We start from the raw sequence: 17,026 nt of genomic DNA, 5'->3' as shown, positions 1-17,026 counted from the left end.
TTCCACGCGATACCGCCAGATTTCTTGGGGCGGCAATTAAATAGGTATCTCATTGAATCCAATAAAACGGATGCCTCCCTAACGAAGCATCCTCACTTTTTTAACTTAGCTGGCTGCAGTAAGAGCCTGTTCGATATCGGCAATAATGTCTTCGACATGCTCGATACCGATAGAAAGTCTGACCAGGTCACTGCTGACGCCTGCCGCTTTAAGTTCTTCTTCATTGAGCTGACGATGGGTCGTCGTAGCCGGGTGACAGGCCAGGGATTTGGCATCACCAATGTTCACCAGCCGTTTGATCATTTGTAATGCATCAATGAAACGTGCACCCGCTTCTGCCCCACCCTTGATACCAAAGCTCAGAATGGCGGAAGGTTTGCCATTCAGCATACGTTGAGCCACTTCATGGTACTGGCTATCACTCAGTCCTGCGTAATTAACCCAGGCAACCTGTTTATGGCTGCTCAGATATTCAGCCACTTGCTGCGCGTTTTGCACATGACGATCCATCCGCAATGCCAGAGTTTCCAATCCTTGTAGAATCAAAAACGCATTCATGGGTGATAATGCTGCCCCCATATTTCTCAATGGCACCACTCTGGCTCGGCCAATAAATGCCGCCTCACCCAGGGCCTCGGTATACACTACACCATGATATGAGGGGTCTGGTTCATTGAAGCGCGGAAATCTCGGATTGTCTTTCCAGGGGAATTTACCGGAATCGACAATCATACCCCCAACGGTCGTACCATGGCCGCCGATGTACTTCGTCAGAGAGTGCACCACGATGTCAGCACCATGCTCAAACGGCCGGCACAGGTATGGCGTAGCAACAGTATTATCAACGATCACGGGCACGCCATGACGATGTGCCATATCTGACAGAGCTTTAAGATCCACCACGTTTCCAGCCGGGTTGCCAATGGACTCGCAAAACAAGGCCTTGGTTTTGTCATCAATCAAGGCTTCCAGAGCATCGATATCACTGCCTGGCGCCATACGAGCTTCAATGCCCTGCTGTGGAAATGTATGAGCAAAGAGATTATAGGTACCGCCATAGAGCTGACTGACAGAAACAATATTATCTCCCGCAGCGGCTAAAGTCTGAATGGAGGCAGTAATGGCGGCCATGCCGGATGCCATACACAACCCTGCTATTCCTCCTTCCATCGCCGCTATACGCTGTTCGAGCACATCGTTAGTGGGATTCATGATCCGGGAATAAATGTTACCCGGTTCTTTCAGATCAAACAGATCGGCACCGTGCTGAGTATCGCGAAAACTGTATGATGTCGTCTGATATATCGGCACCGCCACCGCCCGGGTGGTTGGATCATCATTAAATCCTGCATGAATCGCCTGTGTCTCAATTTTCATACTACCTTGCCTTGTCTTTATCGTTATTTGATTTTGGTTAACCCCATACTCGTTCTGATTGAGTATCGTCGCACCATACAAACGTATCCGCGATGGCTAACAGCCAGATCAACAGAAGAACACAGTTTAGCAGACAGTTCCCATCTCCCCATATACCTCCCTATTCGTTCAGACAACTGCACTGATTATTGAGGCGACAAGGTTAAACAGGACATATATGGACGCCCCCGGACTATCAAACAAAATCGACCCAACCCCTCAATACTGAGAGACTTTCAAATATGTCTAGCCCTGGTCCTTCCTGTCACATGAGCTCATGATGAAATGACGGTCACGAAGACATTATATCCGGCGTCTGTCATGGAAGCTGTTTAAAATTTCAGGGGACACCCACACTTTCAGGAGACACCCATGTTAAGGCTTGATCAATTTTCCGATAGCAGGCATCAGTAAATAGGACACCCACCTAACCCTATCTTAAACGCCATCACCTTTTATTCCAGAGGCACCGTTTGTGGGTTTCTTTGAGGCATTGCTTAGCCGACACTCACTCTGGCTATTTATTGGACACCCAATGATTCTGGTATGGTATTGATCATAGGCACTCATGTTAACTTTAAAACTTGATCAATTTTCCGATAGCAGGCATTATTCGATACTGTATATTTATCAGGATACAGCTATGGCCCGATCAAGGAAGTCGCAAATATCACTCGATGCCACCCCGTACTATCACTGTATCTCCCGTTGTGTCCGGCGGGCTTTTCTCTGTGGTTTCGATCCTCTCACTCAAACCAGCTACGAACATCGCCGTCAATGGGTCGAAGACCGCTTGTTATGGCTGAGTGAGATTTTCGCCATTGATATCTGTGCCTATGCCGTCATGACCAACCACGTGCATGTGGTACTCCATGTTAATCTCAGGCAAAGCGAACAATGGTCGATGGAAGAGGTTATTACCCGCTGGCATCGCCTCTACAAAGGCGTTCCCTTGAGTCATCGTTACCTTAACGGTGATCGTTTCTCTCCGGCTGAGGAGAAAATATTAATGACATTGGTCGAACAATGGCGCGAAACATTAACCTCCATCAGTCGTTTCATGGCGGTGTTAAACGAAGGAATTGCCCGCCGAGCTAATCAGGAAGATCAGTGCACCGGCCGTTTTTGGGAAGGCCGGTTTAAATCCCAGGCATTACTGGACGAAAAAGCACTCATGGCCTGCATGGCCTATGTCGATCTCAATCCCGTCCGGGCCAACATCGCAGCCACTCCTGAAACCTCCGATCACACTTCGATTCAAAAACGTATCCTATCCATCCAGAACAACCGTCAACAACCGAGTGAGCTCATGCCATTTATCGGTCATATCAAACAAGAGATGCCGGAAGGCATACCTTTTTCGATCAAAGATTATCTGGAACTGGTGGATTGGACCGGACGAGCCATGCGGGAAGACAAACCGGGGTTCATTGATAACCAACAACCACCGATACTTACACGTCTGGATATCTCGGAGGCGCAATGGCATCGTTTGACCCAACGTTTTGAAAAACAGTTCAAATGTTTTGCCGGTCAAAAATCATCGTTTGAAAGAATCAAAGACTGTTTCAACCTGAGTCGAATGCCACCTAACTTGTTAGCAGGGTAAAATGACAGCTCAATCAAAACAGCATAACCAAACTACCAAACGTACGGTTTCAAACTGTGATACTGAAAACTCATTTTTCCATATCTAGGCGCACTGAGTCTTTTTCTGTCACGAACTTCATATAAAAAAGTTCTTTAGAGTCTGTCTTGCTTTTATATCCTTTTCTCTTTTCATTATTCAACGCTTGTCAGTAAAATCGCGCCTTCTTTTCTATGGAGCATCCACCGTATGGGTCGCGCGTATCAAAATCGCAAAGAGTCGATGGCAAAAACATCAGATATGAAGGCAAAGCTATACAGCCGCTATGGTCGGGAGTTGTATGTCTGTGCCAAGGCTGGGGGCATTGACCCTGCTGGAAATCTCGCACTTCGAAGCCTGATTGACCGAGCCAAGAAAGAACAAGTACCAGCACATGTCATCGAGAAGGCAATCGATAAAGCCAAAGGTGGTGGAGGTGAAGATTATTCATCCGCGCGGTATGAGGGTTACGGCCCGGGTGGTTCAATGGCAATTATTGAATGTCTGACTGACAATCCCAACCGCACTTTTGGCGATGTTCGCCAAGCATTTACCAAGACCAAGTGTAAAATCGGAACTCAGGGAAGTGTCAGCCACATGTTTGACCACTTGGCGATCTTCGTATTCAGTTATGAAGATGAAGAAGCAGTACTGGAAGCGCTGATGGAAGCAGACGTGGACGTTACCGACATCGAAAACGAAGATGGCAAGCTCTCAGTATTTGCCCCCAACACAGAATACTTCAAAGCCAAACAGGCCTTGCAGGACCTGATTCCTGATGTGGACTTTGAAGTGGATGAAATCCAATTTGTGCCACAGACTTATACAACCATTAGTGGAGATGATGTGGCCTTGTTCGAAAGGTTTCTGGCAATACTCAACGACCTGGATGATGTCCAACAGGTCTATCACAATGTTGAGAATGCCTAAACCATCATTTCAACAAAATATGACAGCGAGGATTTTCCTGTGCTGTCAACTATTTGCTTAAACACTGATCTTAATTTAATCGATCACCATATATTGCGAAGCCATGTTTTACTCAGGTGGGTGTCCAGTCAATCTCATTCATTGATGGACACCCACCGAATAAATCATTTCAATCTGAAATACTTGCAACGGGTGTCCTATAAGCTCATTGCAGACATAGCATGCCTATCGAATAGTAGCCACCGAGCCAGCGATTCCATCAAATACCAAATCAATGAACATAGATTGAACACTCATAACATTAGCGAGCGCAATCGCAAGAAAATGAACTCTCAAGTCACCCTTCACTATAATGAGAACCTCAAAAAAATCGTCTCAGCAACTCACCAAACTGAAGGTTAATTTCATCTTCCAGCCTATGTCGGCCTTCTTGAATCTGACATTCGCCCGCCACATACACATCCCGAATAGGAGAGACATTCATTGCGAACAACCATCGATTCAACAAATCCTCTGACCGGCTGTAACGCACAAAAGGTTGCTGCTCATCCCAAACCATAAAGTCCGCCCGACCACCTATACTCAACCCAAGCTGGACACCACAGGCCCGGTTACCTCCAGCCAATGCCATCTGCAGCAGATGATCTCCGACCCTGGGTTCTGAAGGTGACCAAAGCCGATTACGCCTCTGTTGTTGCAAACGCTGACCATATTCAAACCACCGTAACTCCTCTTGCAGCGACGTACTGACATGACTGTCAGAACCCACCCCCCACAGACCACCAGCTTGTTCAAACTCAGTCGCCGGAAAAATACCATCTCCCAGATTAGCCTCGGTAGTAGGACAAATACCTGCTACAGCACCACTACATGCCAGATCGTTCATCTCTTTTGAAGTCAAATGGGTCGCATGAATCAGACTCCAACACGAATTGACCGCGAAACGCTCCAATAATAACTCTACAGGTCGCTTTCCAGACCAGTTCAGACAATCATCGACTTCCTTTTGCTGTTCAGCGATATGAATATGTATCGGTTCGTCACTGTGAAGCTGCGCCAGAACCTGATCAATTGCTGTTAAAGAAACGGCCCGCAGGGAATGAAAACAAATACCCAGCCGGTGTAACGAATGCCCCTGCAGCAGTAACTGATATTGCTGATACTGAGCCATATACTCCGAAGTCGACTGAATAAATCGCCGCTGTCCACGACTCGGTGATTGCTCGGCAAAGCCTCCATACTGATATAGCGCAGGCAAAAGCGTGAGGCCGATACCCACCTGATCCGCTGCACGTATCAGACTCTCCCCCATCTCTGTACCCGACCTTCTTAATGACCCAATCAGATGATGAAGGTAATGAAATTCGGCAACCTGCGAATAGCCTCCTTTCAACAACTCGATATAAAGCCAACTGGCGATCGTTTCGAGATCGTCCACTGAAACCTCCGCTACCAGCCGGTACATCGCATCGCGCCAACTCCAGAAACTGTCCTGCGGCTGGATAGCCACCTCCGCCATTCCTGCCATCAGGCGTTGAAAAGCATGAGAGTGCAGGTTAGCTACAGTCGGCAACACTGGCCCTGCCAATACTGTCACCGATCCATCGAAGTGGGTGTCCACTAAATGCGAAAGATGGGTGTCCGGTTGCAGGTGAGTAAATACACCGTCCTCCACTTTCATCAAAACGTGGTTGGCCCAACCATTCGGCAGCAGAGCCCTGGGGGCAAAAAATTGATGAGACATAATCAACTCATGTTTTTATAAAATTAAATTGTATATACAACTTATGATTGTTTTAGATAAGTAACAAGCGCTAAAATCGTTTTTTTATGCCATCAGGAAGTGTCTGTGTCATCCTCCATCAATCCGCTGTTATACGATCTCTTTGCCGGCCTGCCGGACACCCCCCAACCTATCTACGCCAAAGTCAAACAGGCGATTCAGCATAAAATCAACTGTGGTCAGTGGCAGCCACATCAACGTATTCCTTCTGAAGCAGAAATAGTGCAGGCACTCGGGGTCAGTCGCATGACTGTCAATAGAGCACTGCGCGAGCTGACTGCCGAAGGCGTTTTGACCCGACAACAGGGACTCGGCACCTTTGTAGCGCAAAAAAAAGCACACTCAGCATTGTTTGAAGTGCACAATATTGCAGAAGAGGTTGCATCTCGTGGTAGCAGATATCACTCTGAACCTATGCTGCTGGAGAAAAGCCGAGCCAGTGTAGAGGAAGCCATGAGCCTGGGAGTCAGGACCGGACATGCCATTTTTCGCTCCCGGCTGCTGCATTTTGAGAACGAACTGCCAATTCAGATCGAGGAACGGGTGGTTAATGCCACGCTAGTGCCAGAATACGATCAGCAGGATTTTACCTCAATAACCCCCTACGTCTACCTTATGCAAGTGGCACCCATGACCGAGGGAGAACATCTGGTTGAAGCCGTTCTGGCTACCGAGCTGGAGTGCAGACAACTGCAAATTGATTCCTCCGAACCCTGCCTGCAGATACGTCGTCGTACCTGGTGTGGAGAACAAATCGTCACCACCGCACGGCTGCTGCACCCCGGCTCACGATTCCAGTTATTCGGTCATTTCGGACGGTAACGTTTCGACAATAAATCCCGCTCCTACAGAGAAAAGCCACTTGCGGACAACTATAAATCCATTTATGTTACCTTAACTTGTATATACATGAACATTCAAATACATGAGGACACCAGCATGAACTTACGCCATCGCGACATTGAAATACGCGCCCCAAGAGGCTCTCAATTAAATGCCAAAAGCTGGTTGACTGAAGCACCTCTACGCATGCTGATGAACAACCTCGACCCGGAAGTGGCAGAAAACCCACAGGAACTGGTGGTTTACGGTGGAATCGGTCGTGCCGCACGCAATTGGGAATGTTTTGACCGAATAGTTGAAACCCTCAAAACCCTGGAAGCGGACGAAACCCTGCTGATACAGTCTGGTAAACCTGTTGGTGTGTTCAAAACCCATTCCAATGCACCAAGGGTTTTAATAGCCAATTCCAATCTGGTTCCACACTGGGCTACCTGGGAACACTTTAATGAACTCGATGCCAAAGGACTGGCAATGTATGGGCAAATGACCGCCGGTTCATGGATATACATCGGTAGCCAAGGTATTGTCCAGGGAACCTACGAAACCTTTGTTGAAGCCGGCCGTCAGCATTATCACGGCAACCTCAATGGTCGTTGGATTCTGACTGCGGGCCTCGGTGGCATGGGAGGAGCACAGCCATTGGCAGCGACGCTAGCAGGTGCCTGTTCACTGAACATCGAGTGTCAACAAAGCCGGATCGATTTTCGCCTGCGTACCGGTTATCTGGACGAACAAGCCAGTGATCTCGATGATGCACTGACACGTATTCAGCGTTATACCTCCGAAGGCAAAACCATTTCCATCGGTTTGTGTGCGAACGCCGCTGAAGTACTGCCAGAGCTGGTACAACGCAGAATCCGGCCAGATATGGTGACCGACCAAACCTCTGCTCATGATCCCCTTAATGGTTACTTGCCCCTGGACATGGATTGGGAGTCATATCGCCTGGCTGCGCAACAAAACCCGACAGCTACCGTCAAAGCAGCCAAACAAACCATGGCCCGTCACGTAAAAGCCATGCTTGCCTTCAAAGAGATGGGTGTCCCGACTTTCGACTACGGCAACAATATCCGCCAAATGGCATTTGAAGAAGGAGTCGAAAACGCATTCGACTTCCCCGGCTTTGTTCCGGCTTACATTCGCCCTCTGTTCTGCCGGGGCATTGGCCCATTCCGTTGGGCAGCACTGTCCGGAGATCCAGAAGATATCTATAAAACCGATGCCAAGGTCAAAGCACTTATTGCCGATGACAACCACCTGCACCACTGGCTCGATATGGCTCGCGAACGCATCCAGTTTCAAGGACTACCGGCCCGTATCTGCTGGGTAGGACTTGGTCAGCGGGCTAAACTGGGACTGGCATTCAATGAGATGGTTAGGAATGGAGAGCTGTCTGCTCCGATCGTTATTGGTCGTGATCACCTGGATTCCGGCTCCGTCGCGAGCCCCAATCGGGAAACCGAGGCAATGTGTGATGGTTCAGACGCAGTATCAGACTGGCCACTACTGAATGCATTGTTGAATACCGCTTCTGGTGCAACATGGGTGTCCCTTCATCATGGCGGCGGCGTGGGCATGGGGTTCTCCCAGCATGCTGGCGTAGTAATTGTTTGTGATGGCAGCCACGAAGCTGACGAACGCATCGCCAGAGTGCTGACCAATGATCCGGCCACCGGCGTCATGCGTCATGCCGATGCCGGCTATGACAGCGCGATTGCCTGCGCTCACTTACATGGCCTGAAATTGCCAATGATCCCTTAACCGTCTGATGACCGAGAGAGAACCGAACATGTACGAATTCACCTTAAGGCCTGGACAGCTCAGCCTGTCACAGCTACGCCAGATCAGCCGTCGCCGAATTAAAGTTAGCCTGGCAGACAGCGCCAGTTCTGCTATTCAGGCCAGCACCAACCTGGTTGCAAATGTCATATCACAGGGGCGAACAGTCTACGGCATCAACACCGGGTTCGGTTTACTGGCAAACACCCGTATCGCTACTGAAGACCTGGAACAACTGCAACGCAGTATTGTCCTGTCTCACGCAGCGGGCACCGGTAGTCTCATGCATGACGATACCGTCAAACTGATCATGACCCTAAAGGTCAACAGTCTGGCACGAGGGTTTTCCGGTATTCGACTGGAAGTCATTGAGGCTTTGATGCAGTTGATCAATCATGAGGTCTATCCCTGCATTCCCCAGAAAGGCTCTGTAGGAGCATCTGGTGACTTGGCACCTCTGGCACATATGAGCGCCGTACTACTCGGCGAAGGACACGCCCGTTATCACGGCGAGATTATTTCAGGCAAAGAAGCCCTGGTAGTGGCAGGACTGGAACCAATTATGCTGGCCCCTAAAGAAGGACTGGCATTGCTCAATGGTACACAGGCATCCACGGCTTTTGCACTGGAAGGACTGTTTGAAGCAGAAGACCTGTTTGCCACTGCTGTAACCTGTGGAGCCATGTCCGTTGAGGCAGCTTTGGGTAGTCGTAAGCCATTCGACGAACGCATCCATCTGGCCCGCGGTCATCAGAGTCAGATCGATGTTGCTGCCAGCTATCGTCACCTACTGAGTGATAGCAGTGAAATCGGACGATCACATGCGGGTTGCGAAAAGGTTCAGGACCCCTATTCTTTACGTTGTCAGCCCCAGGTTATGGGTGCCTGTTTGGAGCAACTTCGTAATGCAGCCCGTACTCTATGCATTGAAGCCAATGCAGTATCTGACAACCCATTGGTATTTGTGGATGAAGGCGACATTATTTCAGGCGGCAATTTCCACGCAGAACCTGTGGCAATGGCAGCCGACAATATTGCCCTGGCATTGGCGGAAACAGGTGCACTTTCGGAACGACGGATGGCGCTACTGATCGACAGCAACCTAAGCAAACTACCACCATTTCTGGTAGAAAATGGTGGCGTCAACTCTGGCTTCATGATTGCTCAAGTCACTGCTGCGGCACTGGCAAGTGAAAACAAAACCTATGCCCACCCAGCTTCAATCGACAGCCTGCCCACCTCTGCCAACCAGGAAGACCACGTTTCCATGGCGACATTCGCAGCTCGACGATTGAAAGATATGGCCGAAAATACCCGAGGCATCCTCGCTGTAGAATACCTGGCAGCAGCTCAGGGACTCGATTTCCGCTCCCCATTAAAAACCACCGAACTGCTGGAACAGGCCAAAGCCTTACTGCGGGAACAAGTCCCGTTCTATGATCGTGACCGATATTTCGCCACAGACATCGAACAGGCCACCGCATTGATCAAAGCGGCACGGCACAACGAACTGATGCCCTTGCAACTACTGCCGAGTATCCAGGACAACTCAAATAGCTAGTGGGACACCCATATTAAGAGCTCAGGCTCAGGCTTAATGGACACCCACTTCTATTTTTCGGTTTTTAAAGGACACCCACTTCAAAAACAGGGGAACGCAATGCAATTCGACAGTCTGTGGCATAACTTTCATTTAGCCACGATGAAAAGTGGCCAATATCACCCTATTTATGATGCAGCCATAGCCGTCTGCGAAGGAAAGATTGCCTGGATTGGTCCAGCTGCTGAATTGCCAGACAGCCAGTGCACGGAAATTTACGACCTCAGCGGCGGCTGGGTCACTCCTGGTCTGATTGATTGCCATACCCATCTGGTGTTCGCAGGAAGCCGGGTCTCTGAATTTGAGCAACGTTTAAATGGTGTCAGTTACGAACAGATTGCTTATCAGGGAGGAGGCATCGTTGCAACTGTAAAGGCCACTCGTGAGGCTTCCACAGAGGATCTCGTGTCCTCTGGTAATCGGCGACTTCGACATTTACTTCAGGACGGAGTAACAACTGTTGAGGTCAAGTCCGGTTATGGCCTGGATTTGAGCACGGAAAAGACCATGCTGACAGCCGCCCGGGTTCTGGGGCAAACTCTCCCGGTACGGGTGGTCACTACCTGCCTGGCGGCCCATGCACTGCCACCAGAGTTTGCACATCGGGCCGACGATTATATTGACTATCTCTGCACCGAAGTGCTGCCAGCCCTCGCAGCCGAAAAGCTTGTTGATGCGGTAGATGGTTTTTGTGAGGGCATTGGTTTCTCTCCAGCCCAGATTCAACGCTACTTCGATGCAGCCAAATTACTGAATCTACCAGTCAAATTACACGCAGAGCAGCTATCGCCGCTTGGTGGCAGCCGTCTGGCGGCAACATATCGGGCATTGTCAGCAGATCATCTGGAATACGTTTGCGAGGATGATGTCAAAACCATGGCGGAAGCCGGTACGGTGGCAGTCTTGCTGCCAGGTGCTTTCTATACTCTGAAAGAACAGCAGCGACCAGCGATTGACCTGTTCCGACACTACCGGGTTCCGATGGCCATAGCGACTGATTTAAATCCAGGTACTTCACCAGTGTTGTCGTTAAGGCTGATGATGAACATGGCCTGCACGCTATTCGGTTTAACTCCGGAGGAAGCATTGGCAGGCGTCACCATTCATGCAGCAACAGCTTTGGGACTTTCTTCCTCGACAGGTACGTTGGAAGTTGGCAAATCCGCCGACTTCATCTGCTGGGACGTGGATACTCCTGGAGAGCTGAGTTACTGGGTCGGAGGTCAGTTAATGAAACAACGCATCTATCAGGGAACTCTCACACTATGACATCATTGCCCTACCCACCATTTCGATTTTATCCGGGCCACACCGGCCTGTTGGTCAGCATCCCCCATTCAGGCCTGCATCTAACTCCGGAAGTACAGACAGCTCTGACACCAAAGGCGCAAAAACTGCCGGACACGGACTGGTATCTACCACAACTTTACGATTTCCTCAGCGACCTTGGGGTGGGTGTTATTGCAGCTAACTATTCGCGCTATGTTATCGACTTAAACCGCCCCTTTGATGACCAGGCTCTGTATAACAGCAAAACCACCGGCCTGTTTCCTTCCATCCTGTTTGACGAATCGCCTGTTTTTGACACAGGCCGCGAACCAGGAGACACCCTGAAACAAGAGTATAAAAACCTGATATGGAAGCCCTATCACGCCCAAATTACTCAGGAATTATCCCGCCTGAAAGCACAATTCGGTCAGGCCATCTTGTTTGATGCTCACAGCATTGCATCCAAGGTTCCAATGCTGTTTGATGGCCAATTGCGTGACTTTAACTGGGGCAGCAATGATGGCCACTCCTGCACGGCGGAACTGACTCAGGCAGTAACACGTTTAGTTGATCCCCAGTATAGTCAAGTGCTCAATGGTCGTTTCAAAGGTGGCTATATTACTCGCGCATTTGGCCAACCGACCGAAGGAACTCAGGCTATACAGCTTGAGCTTTCACAGGATACCTACCTTGATCAGTCAACACTGCGACAGGGAGAATACCGGCTCTGTAATACCAAAGCCCCCATCGTCCAACAGCAGTTGCGTCATTTAATTGAAGGAATATTGAAACTGCTGCTGATAAAAAGTACTACTTGAGAGTTAACAAACTTCTGTTTTAGGGTATTCAGGTTTCATTATAACAAGCAGGCCACACATGAATGATAAGAACAACAAAGTAGGCTTTTGGGCTATAGCAGGCAGTATTCTGGCAGCTGCTTTCGGGGTACAGTCAGATAAAAACCGGCAACGCGACTTCAACAAGGGCAATATTTGGTGGTTTGTAGCTGGAGGGGCAATCTTTACGGTGATCTTTGTTTTTCTAATCATCCTGGCCGTAAAGCTGTCTCTCAGCCAGGTGAATTAATCTGTTAACCGACGGTTGCCACCCAGAAAATTGCACCTGCAGCCAACGTTAACACGACCACTACGGTTACAATGGCATCTGCTTGAGAATCGGTTAATTTACTTTTTGCCGCCATAATTGGTTCTCCTGTAGTTATTATTGTTGTTTTAACCTAACTATTGTGGACTACCTTGCCGTAGACCTCAAGAAGCCCATAACAGATACCAAAAGGACCTGATTATCAGGTCCTTTTTAGCTTATTCTGCCAGGAACTTCAGTGTTTCATTCAGAGCATTATCCCTGATTTCATCCACTTCCATGAAGATTTCATGTTTCGATTGACTAAACAAAACCGGTTCACAGGCCTTGGCTTTATCACAAAACTTTTCTTCATATTTTGGCATTACAACCTTATCGTTATTACTGTACAGCATCAGAATTGGTGTAGTGACTTTCTTGTATTTGGAAATAAATCCATAACTCTTGGACATCACAGAGTAAAGCCAGTTCACAGTTACCCCTCCCAGCTGGAATTCAGGATAACTTTCAAAAACATCGTTTTTCATATCGAACCGCTCCTTGCTGGATGTCAGAGTGTTATCTGCAAACTCAGACACAGCATATCCACTTTCTCCAGGAGCATATTCTTCGGCTTTGCCTACCAACTTCAGCACAGCCATGAGAGAAACTGCAATTGGTGCTGGATACTTCCCGGTATTCGGCATCATCATGGGTGATGACAAAACGGCTTTATTAAATATGTCCGGCCGTTTTTCCATCAGCATCGCACCAATAGAAGCTCCCATGGACTGAGCCAACAGATAAGTTTTATCCATTGACAACTCCCCAACGATTGAATCAACAAACTGCTCCAAATCATCAACATAATAATCGAAGTCTTCGACATACCCCTTCTCAGGATCGTTCAGTATCCTCTCCGATCCCCCCTGACCTCTGTGATCAATCAGAGCGATACTATAACCATACTGATAGAGGTCGTAAGCCAACTCTGAATATTTATAAAATGGCTCTTTTCGGCCCGGTACGATCACAACAACCCGATGATTACTGTTGGCGGTAGTGTTCTGAATCAGTCCATAAAAAATATATAAGTCACTATGCTTGGAGTAAAAGTAATTGGTCTGTATGTGTTTCAGAAAAAATGGATTTACTTTGTTTGCCCAGTCTTCTTGATAATTATCATCTGATATGGCTGCCCCTCTAATACTCAATAGAGAGGACATCACAGCGATCAGAGCTATCGATAAAAGTTTCAAGATCAGTTCTCCTTTGATTATGAAAATGATGGAATACCCAGGTTCCTTTCCTGCTTCGGGATTCATAAAGCTCCCGCCACCGTTGGCTTAAACAGCCTGCAACCACATACTACCTGCTCACTCATCACGATTGATGACATAGACACTGATGAGCCAAATTGCATTGCAACAGGAATTGGGTGCGCAAACACTAGCACCAGTTAACAACGATTTCATCAACGATACACAATCGTTCAGTCACCCGACAGCTACAACATTCGGTGTGATCGAATAATGCCTTGGGGTTATTAATATATGAATAATTAATACTTGGTGGAATAAAACCGCTACGGTATCCTGCGCCGCTCATCCTGGAGGAGTTTGGGTTAGCAAAATATGTATGTCTATGACCAGCATGACCACGCCATAATCAAGCAGCGGGTCCAGCAATTTCGCCATCAGACCGAGCGATTTTTAAACGGTGAACTAGCAGAAGCAGAGTTCCTGCCTCTACGCTTACAGAATGGTCTGTATGTCCAGCGTCATGCACCCATGCTACGGATCGCCATTCCCTACGGTATGTTGAACGCACAACAGTTACGAAAACTGGCAGATATCACAGATAACTATGACAAAGGCTACGCTCATATTAGTACCCGGCAGAATATGCAGTTAAATTGGCCTAACCTGGAACAGGTGCCTGATATCTTGGCAGAACTCTCTGAAGTTGAGATGCACGCAGTACAGACCAGTGGCAACTGTATCCGTAATACCACCACAGATCAGTTTTCCGGCATAGCCCAAGACGAAATCGAAGACTCCAGGCCCTGGTGTGAAATTATCCGTCAATGGTCCACTTTTCACCCCGAATATGCGTTTCTGCCACGGAAATTCAAAATTGCCGTTAATGCCAATACCCGTACTGACCGTGCAGCGATTAAATTTCATGACATCGGTTTGCAGATTGTGAAAAATAACGATGGCGAAACCGGTTTTGAAGTTTGGGTCGGCGGCGGTCTTGGCCGAACTCCGGTGATTGCTGAACTGATCAATCCTTTCTTGCCCTGGCAACATCTGCTCTCATATCTGGAGTCGATTTTAAGGGTGTATAACCTGAATGGTCGTCGGGATAACAAATATAAGGCTCGTATCAAAATACTGGTCAAAGCCATGGGGATCGATGCGTTCCGGGATAAGGTTGAGCAGGTCTGGAGCAGACTCAAAGACAGTGAAATAACACTTACTCAAACAGAAGTGGACCGTATAAAAGCTCACTTCACCGAACCTGCATATAAAGTATTTGCCGAACCATCGAAACAACTGGCCGACCAGCTAAGCCTGAACCCAGCCTTCAATACCTGGTACGAACATAACGTCACAGCTCACAAAAAGACTGGTTATGCTGCCGTCACCCTGTCTCTGAAAAAACTGGGGATTGCACCAGGAGATATCAGTTCTGATCAAATGCGGGAACTATCAGATCTCGCCGACAAGTATTCATTTTCTGAACTGAGGACTACTCATCAGCAAAATATTGTGCTGGCAGATGTAGAAGAACAACAGCTGTTCAATCTCTGGCAGGAGCTGCTTCCACTTGGTCTGGCAACTGCCAATATCGGCACCTTAACTGACATGATCTGCTGCCCGGGAGGCGACTTCTGCGCCTTGGCCAACGCCAAATCCATACCAATTGCCGAGGCCATCCAAAAGCGTTTCGAAGATATGGATTACGTATATGATCTGGGCGACCTGGATTTAAACATCTCCGGTTGCATGAATGCCTGTGGCCATCACCATATTGGCAACATTGGAGTTCTCGGCGTTGATAAAAAAGGCGAAGAGTTCTATCAAATATCGCTGGGCGGAAATTCTACTTCTGAACAAGCGGCAATTGGTAAAATTCTTGGCCCATCATTCAAAGCTGAAGAAATGCCGGATGTGATCGAAAAGATCATCAACGTATATATTGAGAACAGACAAACTGAAGAGAACTTCTTCACAACTGTTCATAGAATCGGCTTGGACCCTTTCAAGGAGCGGGTATATGAACCCAAAGTTGCTTAACAAAGACTTACAGGTAGTCATCAACGAGTGGAAGATTTTCAGCGAAATCGAACCAGCTTTTGGCACTGAGTCCAAACAAATTATTATTCCAATTAGCTTGTGGGATGAATGTTCTGACCAACTTCTGGCACAAAATAAAGAAGTTGGCCTGGCCATTCACAATGATATTAATGTTGAGGATTTGAGCATTCCAAAACCCGGATATGCTTTTATTGGCATTGAATTTCCCAAATTCATGGATGGCAGGGGCTTTTCAATTGCAAGATATCTTAGAGAAGACATGAGCCTTGATTGCGATATCCGGGCTCTTGGAGAAATCCTGGAAGATCAACTGCTATATTTGAAACGTTGTGGATTTACCAGTTTTGAGCTGAGTGAACGAGTTACCGTCGAAACAGCAACAACCTGCATAAACAGCTTAACAGAAGCATATCAGGCTGATGCTATAGAACCTCGACCATTATTCAGGCGAAAACAGATCGCTTGATAATCGCCCCCTACCGTTCATTGACGGAGATATCGCCTTGAACGGTAGACAATAGAATTCTCCCCACACCATTGCCAATATTATGGGAAAACTGCTTCGCAGTAAGGGACAGATCCGCTAACCCAGATTGAGGTAGATTGACCCGTACATCTGTGTTTGTTATTGCAGAAATTTTCAGCTGAGTATCCACTGCGCCGGATAATTGCAGATGAATATTACCGCTGACTGTTTTGATTGACACATCTGGATAACCGACAAACCCTCCAGCCAGAGAAACGTCACCCGATACAGAAGAAATCATCGCCGCCCCTCCCTCTTGGAATGATAGATCTATATTTCCAGACACCGTTTTTAGCTGTACTGACTGAGAAGAGATATCACCTCTCAAATCACCACTAATGGATTCATATGACACATCTCCCTGTATCCGGTGAAGTTTGGTGTCTGCATCAACCGTTTCAATGAACAACGATGCCAACAGATCAGAAACAGACAGGTCACCACTGACTGTTTTGACAGACACATCGCCACGTATTGAAGCAATATTAATGTCGCTGCTGACACCCTGAACCCGCAAACGACTGCCAGAAGGAATCATGATTACCAGATTAGTAGGCTGACCAAGTTTCTTGCCTTTTTCCACCGGCACTTCAATCAATGCTTCAGATGTTTCCACATTAAATATGAAACTATCCAATGAGCCACCCCCTGACTCTGCTTTGACAGAAATTCTGGTCTCATCCCAACCTGTCACCGCTACAGATCCTCTATCGTTACGCACGATTACCAACCCGGAAGAAACAAAGTCTTTTTGATAACCAGTTACCTGATCAGCATAAGAAAAAGAAGTGATAAAGCCAAACCAAAACAAAATACAATATATAAACGTTCTGACCATTAAAAATAC

The 17,026-nt window shown here is 47.8% G+C and carries 14 protein-coding genes; 10 read left to right on the top strand and 4 right to left on the bottom strand.

Annotated features, from left to right (window positions below):
- Positions 1–105: 105 nt before the first annotated feature.
- The gene (locus tag YC6258_RS14235; RefSeq protein WP_044617570.1) at positions 106–1,377 is read right to left on the bottom strand and encodes a bifunctional O-acetylhomoserine aminocarboxypropyltransferase/cysteine synthase; all 1,272 of its coding nucleotides are present in this window, start codon (positions 1,375–1,377) and stop codon (positions 106–108) included.
- Positions 1,378–2,059: 682 nt separating this feature from the next.
- Between YC6258_RS14235 and YC6258_RS14230 the strand changes: the two genes are divergently transcribed.
- Together YC6258_RS14230 and YC6258_RS14225 are read left to right on the top strand one after the other, a co-directional pair.
- The gene (locus tag YC6258_RS14230) at positions 2,060–3,025 is read left to right on the top strand and encodes a transposase (protein ID WP_052830295.1); all 966 of its coding nucleotides are present in this window, start codon (positions 2,060–2,062) and stop codon (positions 3,023–3,025) included.
- 228 nt (positions 3,026–3,253) lie between these two features.
- Positions 3,254–3,973: a YebC/PmpR family DNA-binding transcriptional regulator gene (locus YC6258_RS14225; RefSeq protein ID WP_044617569.1), complete on the top strand. Its 720-nt coding sequence runs from the start codon at positions 3,254–3,256 to the stop codon at positions 3,971–3,973.
- 361 nt (positions 3,974–4,334) lie between these two features.
- On the opposite strand, the gene YC6258_RS14220 is transcribed toward YC6258_RS14225, so the two are convergent.
- Positions 4,335–5,717 carry a formimidoylglutamate deiminase gene (locus tag YC6258_RS14220; RefSeq protein WP_044617568.1) on the bottom strand — a complete coding sequence of 461 codons (1,383 nt, stop codon included), beginning with the start codon at positions 5,715–5,717 and terminating at the stop codon, positions 4,335–4,337.
- 105 nt (positions 5,718–5,822) lie between these two features.
- Here YC6258_RS14220 and hutC point away from each other — a divergent pair, with 105 nt between their 5' ends.
- The 6 genes from hutC to YC6258_RS14190 all read left to right on the top strand — a co-directional run bounded on the left by hutC (position 5,823) and on the right by YC6258_RS14190 (position 12,333).
- Positions 5,823–6,578 carry a histidine utilization transcriptional repressor HutC gene (hutC, locus tag YC6258_RS14215; protein WP_082070725.1) on the top strand — a complete coding sequence of 252 codons (756 nt, stop codon included), beginning with the start codon at positions 5,823–5,825 and terminating at the stop codon, positions 6,576–6,578.
- 117 nt (positions 6,579–6,695) lie between these two features.
- Positions 6,696–8,360, top strand: coding sequence for a urocanate hydratase (gene hutU, locus YC6258_RS14210; RefSeq protein WP_144407648.1), 1,665 nt, complete (start codon positions 6,696–6,698; stop codon positions 8,358–8,360).
- Between the two features lie 28 nt (positions 8,361–8,388).
- Entirely contained in the window at positions 8,389–9,939 is a 1,551-nt protein-coding gene (hutH, locus tag YC6258_RS14205) for a histidine ammonia-lyase (RefSeq protein WP_044617566.1), read from the top strand.
- Positions 9,940–10,038: 99 nt separating this feature from the next.
- Entirely contained in the window at positions 10,039–11,247 is a 1,209-nt protein-coding gene (gene hutI / locus YC6258_RS14200) for an imidazolonepropionase (protein WP_044617565.1), read from the top strand.
- A complete protein-coding gene (hutG, locus tag YC6258_RS14195; protein WP_044617564.1) occupies positions 11,244–12,065 on the top strand; it encodes an N-formylglutamate deformylase in 822 nt (273 codons plus the stop codon). Before hutI ends, hutG begins: the two co-directional genes overlap by 4 nt.
- 58 nt (positions 12,066–12,123) lie before the next feature.
- Complete coding sequence (locus tag YC6258_RS14190; RefSeq protein ID WP_044617563.1) at positions 12,124–12,333, top strand: DUF2970 domain-containing protein; 210 nt, start codon at positions 12,124–12,126, stop codon at positions 12,331–12,333.
- Between the two features lie 236 nt (positions 12,334–12,569).
- Here YC6258_RS14190 and YC6258_RS14185 read toward each other — a convergent pair whose 3' ends face one another.
- Complete coding sequence (locus tag YC6258_RS14185; protein ID WP_169748976.1) at positions 12,570–13,589, bottom strand: alpha/beta fold hydrolase; 1,020 nt, start codon at positions 13,587–13,589, stop codon at positions 12,570–12,572.
- Between the two features lie 375 nt (positions 13,590–13,964).
- On the opposite strand from YC6258_RS14185, the gene YC6258_RS14180 reads away from it, so the two are divergent.
- A complete protein-coding gene (locus tag YC6258_RS14180) occupies positions 13,965–15,632 on the top strand; it encodes a nitrite/sulfite reductase (protein WP_044617562.1) in 1,668 nt (555 codons plus the stop codon).
- Positions 15,613–16,119: a DUF934 domain-containing protein gene (locus tag YC6258_RS14175; protein WP_044617561.1), complete on the top strand. Its 507-nt coding sequence runs from the start codon at positions 15,613–15,615 to the stop codon at positions 16,117–16,119. The genes YC6258_RS14180 and YC6258_RS14175 overlap by 20 nt, the downstream gene beginning before the upstream one ends.
- A gap of 10 nt (positions 16,120–16,129) precedes the next feature.
- On the opposite strand, the gene YC6258_RS14170 is transcribed toward YC6258_RS14175, so the two are convergent.
- Positions 16,130–17,017 carry a DUF4097 family beta strand repeat-containing protein gene (locus tag YC6258_RS14170; protein ID WP_044617560.1) on the bottom strand — a complete coding sequence of 296 codons (888 nt, stop codon included), beginning with the start codon at positions 17,015–17,017 and terminating at the stop codon, positions 16,130–16,132.
- Positions 17,018–17,026 lie beyond the last annotated feature (9 nt).

It is taken from the genome of Gynuella sunshinyii YC6258 (assembly GCF_000940805.1).
Lineage (GTDB): Bacteria > Pseudomonadota > Gammaproteobacteria > Pseudomonadales > Natronospirillaceae > Gynuella > Gynuella sunshinyii.
This window is presented reverse-complemented; position numbering and strand designations above follow the sequence as displayed.